The organism is Streptomyces corynorhini (genome assembly GCF_003346515.1).
Lineage (GTDB): Bacteria > Actinomycetota > Actinomycetes > Streptomycetales > Streptomycetaceae > Streptomyces > Streptomyces corynorhini.
Genome location: NZ_QQNA01000231.1, coordinates 1 through 3253, shown reverse-complemented (window position 1 = coordinate 3253; position 3253 = coordinate 1). Strand labels below are relative to the sequence as shown.

Here is a 3253-nt window from a genome sequence, read left to right as displayed (position 1 = left end):
CCTCCGCTCCGCGTGGGCTCCCTCCTCCGCCTCGCGATCCACGGCACCAGACCCCGCTCCCTCATCCGGCCTGATCCGGCCTGATCCGAACGAAAGACCCTAGGGCCTCTCGTTCGGATCGGGCCTCTCGTTCGGATCGGATCGGGCCCGATCAGGGCGGTCGCCGGGGGCGGGGGCCGATCGGGCACCCCGCCCCCGGCGAGTCGGTGGGCGCACGCGCGGCGGACCGCCGCCCGCGCGGGTCCGGGACACGCCCTAGTCGATGGCCTTGATCAGCTCACCGTCGGCGGTGTCCCCGCTCAGCTCCCAGAAGAACGTCCCGCCCAGCCCCTGCTGGTCCTTGTAGGCCATCTTCCCGGCGATGGTCGCGGGGGTGTCGTAGCTCCACCACTGGTCGCCGCAGAAGGCGTAAGCGGTGCCCGCGACCGTACCGTTCGCCGGGCAGGAGGACGTGAGCACCTTGTAGTCCTCGATGCCCGCCTCGTACGTGCCGGGCGCCGCGCCGGTGGCGCTGCCGCCCGGCTCCGCCTGCGTGACGCCGCTCCAGCCCCGGCCGTAGAAGCCGATGCCCAGCAGCAGCTTCTCGGCCGGGATGCCCAGGCCCTTGAGCTTGCTGATCGCCGCGTCCGAGTCGAAGCCCTCGGTGGGGATGGACGCGTAGGAGGTGAGCGGCGAGTGCGGGGCGGTGGGGCCCTGCGGGGCGAAGGCGCCGAAGAAGTCGTACGTCATCGGGTTGTACCAGTCGAGGTACTGCGCGGCGCCCGCGTAGTCGGCGGCGTCGATCTTCCCGCCGTCCGAACCGTCCGCGGTGATCGCCGCCGTCACCAGATCCGTACCGAACTCCCCGCGCAGCGCCCGCGCGACGTCCGTGAACGCCTCGCGACCGCTGGAGTCGCAGGTCAGCCCGCAGGCGTTCGGGTACTCCCAGTCGATGTCGATACCGTCGAACACATCGGCCCAGCGCGGGTCCTCCACCAGGTCGTGGCAGGACTTCGCGAAGCCGGCCGGATCCTTGGCCGCCTCCCCGAAGCCGCCGGACCACGACCAGCCGCCGAAGGACCAGATCACCTTGAGGCCGGGGTGGCGCTCCTTCAGCTTGCGCAGCTGGTTGAAGTTGCCGCGCAGCTCCTGGTCCCAGCCGTCGGCCGCGCCGTCCACGCTCTGGTCGGCGGTGTACGCCTTCTCGTAGTCGGCGTACGAGTCGCCGATCGCGCACTTGCCGCCGGTGACATTGCCGAAGGCGTAGTTGATGTGGGTGAGCTGGTCGGCGGAGCCGGAGGTCTCGATGTTCTTGACGTGGTAATTCCGGTCGTATACGCCCCAGTTGGTGAAGTAGCCGACGACCTTGCCGCCGGCGGCGGTCGGCTGGGCGGCGGGGGCAGCGGCGACGGCGGGGGCCGCGGCCTCACCGGCCGAGGCGGCGTCGGCTCCGGCTCCGGAGAGCAGGGTCACGCCGAGCGCGGCCGTACAGGCGGCGGCCGTCAGCGCCCGGAGGCGGGCACGGGGGAAGGTGAGCATGGAGTCTCCTCGTGGGGGAGAAGAGCGAGTGGGGGGAACGTCCCGCTGGGTGACGGGAGATGGTGCTGTGTGAGTGGACGTTAGAAGGACTAGACCACTGGGGTCAATGGTGTGGACCAGGTTCCGTGGCCGCCCGACCGGCGCGAGCGCGCGCCCGTGCCCCGGGGCGGGGCCCGTGACCAGTGACGTAACCGCCCCGGTCGGGCATACTCAACGCGCCACGGCAGATGATCAGCCGTCCCGCGATCCGGGTCGGCCGCGTCGGCCGGGCAGAATCACGTTCCGGGGATCGTCCCCGGACCTCAGCCGGCGGCGCCACCACACCCTGCGTGCGCGTCCGCCGTAGCGCCCGACAGGGAGGAGAGCGCCGCCATGTCCGACCGCGCCCCGCGACCGGTGGAACGTCAGCTGCCCACCGAGGAGTCCAAGGACCTCATCGCCCTCGTACGCGACATCAGCCGGCGGGAGATCGCCCCGAAGGCGGCCGAGGAGGAGGAAGCGGGCCACTTCCCGCGCGCACTGTTCAGCACGCTCTCCTCGTCGGGCCTCCTCGGCCTCCCGTACGGATCCGCCGACGGCGGCGGGGACCAGCCCTACGAGGTCTACCTCCAGGTCCTCGAAGAACTGGCCGCGGCCCGGCTCACGGTCGGCCTCGGCGTGAGCGTGCACACCCTCGCCTGCCACGCGCTGGCCGGTTACGGCCGCGCGGAGCAGCGTGCCGCCCGGCTGCCCGCGATGCTGGGCGGCGGACTGCTCGGCGCGTACTGCCTCTCCGAGCCCGCCGCGGGCTCCGACGCCGCCTCACTGAGCACGAAGGCCGTACGGGACGGCGACGAGTGGGTCATCACCGGCACCAAGGCGTGGATCACCCACGGCGGCATCGCGGACTTCTACACCGTCCTGGCCAGGACGGGCGGCCCCGGGGCGCGCGGCATCACCGCCTTCCTCGTGCCGGGCGACGCGCCGGGCCTCACCGCGGCCGTGCCCGAGAAGAAGATGGGCATGAACGGCTCGCCCACCGCCCAACTCCACTTCGACGGCGTGCGGGTGGCCGACGACCGGCGCCTCGGCGACGAGGGGCAGGGGTTCGGGATCGCCCTGTCCGCGCTGGACTCCGGACGCCTCGGCATCGCCGCCTGCGCGGTCGGCCTCGCGCAGGCGGCCCTGGACGAGGCCGTCCAGTACGCCACCGGGCGCAGCCAGTTCGGCCGGCCCGTCGCCGACTTCCAGGGGCTGCGCTTCCTGCTCGCCGACATGGCCACCCGCGTCGAGGCGGGGCGCTCGCTCTATCTGGCCGCCGCGCGGCTGCGCGACGCGGGCCGGCCCTTCTCGACGCAGGCGGCCATGGCCAAACTCTTCTGCACCGACGCGGCGATGGCGGTCACCGTCGACGCCGTCCAGGTGCTCGGCGGATACGGCTACACCGCCGACTTCCCCGCGGAGCGGTATCTGCGCGAGGCGAAGGTGCTGCAGATCGTCGAGGGCACCAACCAGATCCAGCGCATGGTGATCGCGCGGCATCTGGCCGGTCCCGAGACCCGCTGACCGCCGGGCCGGTCGACCGTCGGCCCGGCGCGGCGTGCCGGCCCGGCGTGCCGGACGGTCAGGCCGCGGCCCGTCGCACGGCCACCGGCCTGAACGGCCGCGATCCGGGACCGCCCACGTGGGAGAAGGGCTGCGTACGCCAGTCCAGCCCCTGGGGCAGCGTCAGCAGCAGCGCGGTGTCCTGCTCCTG

The 3253-nt window shown here is 72.9% G+C and carries 2 protein-coding genes; one reads left to right on the top strand and one right to left on the bottom strand.

The window, feature by feature from the left end:
- Positions 1-255: 255 nt before the first annotated feature.
- Entirely contained in the window at positions 256-1518 is a 1263-nt protein-coding gene (locus tag DVH02_RS25875) for a glycoside hydrolase family 18 protein (protein WP_114626267.1), read from the bottom strand.
- Between the two features lie 372 nt (positions 1519-1890).
- Between DVH02_RS25875 and DVH02_RS25870 the strand changes: the two genes are divergently transcribed.
- Positions 1891-3063, top strand: coding sequence for an acyl-CoA dehydrogenase family protein (locus DVH02_RS25870; protein ID WP_114626266.1), 1173 nt, complete (start codon positions 1891-1893; stop codon positions 3061-3063).
- Positions 3064-3253: the final 190 nt, after the last annotated feature.

Coding starts and splice junctions, on each gene's coding strand:
- DVH02_RS25875 (WP_114626267.1), bottom strand. CDS start 1,518: ATGCTCACCTTCCCCCGTGCCCGCCTCCGGGCGCTGACGGCCGCCGCC.
- DVH02_RS25870 (WP_114626266.1), top strand. CDS start 1,891: ATGTCCGACCGCGCCCCGCGACCGGTGGAACGTCAGCTGCCCACCGAG.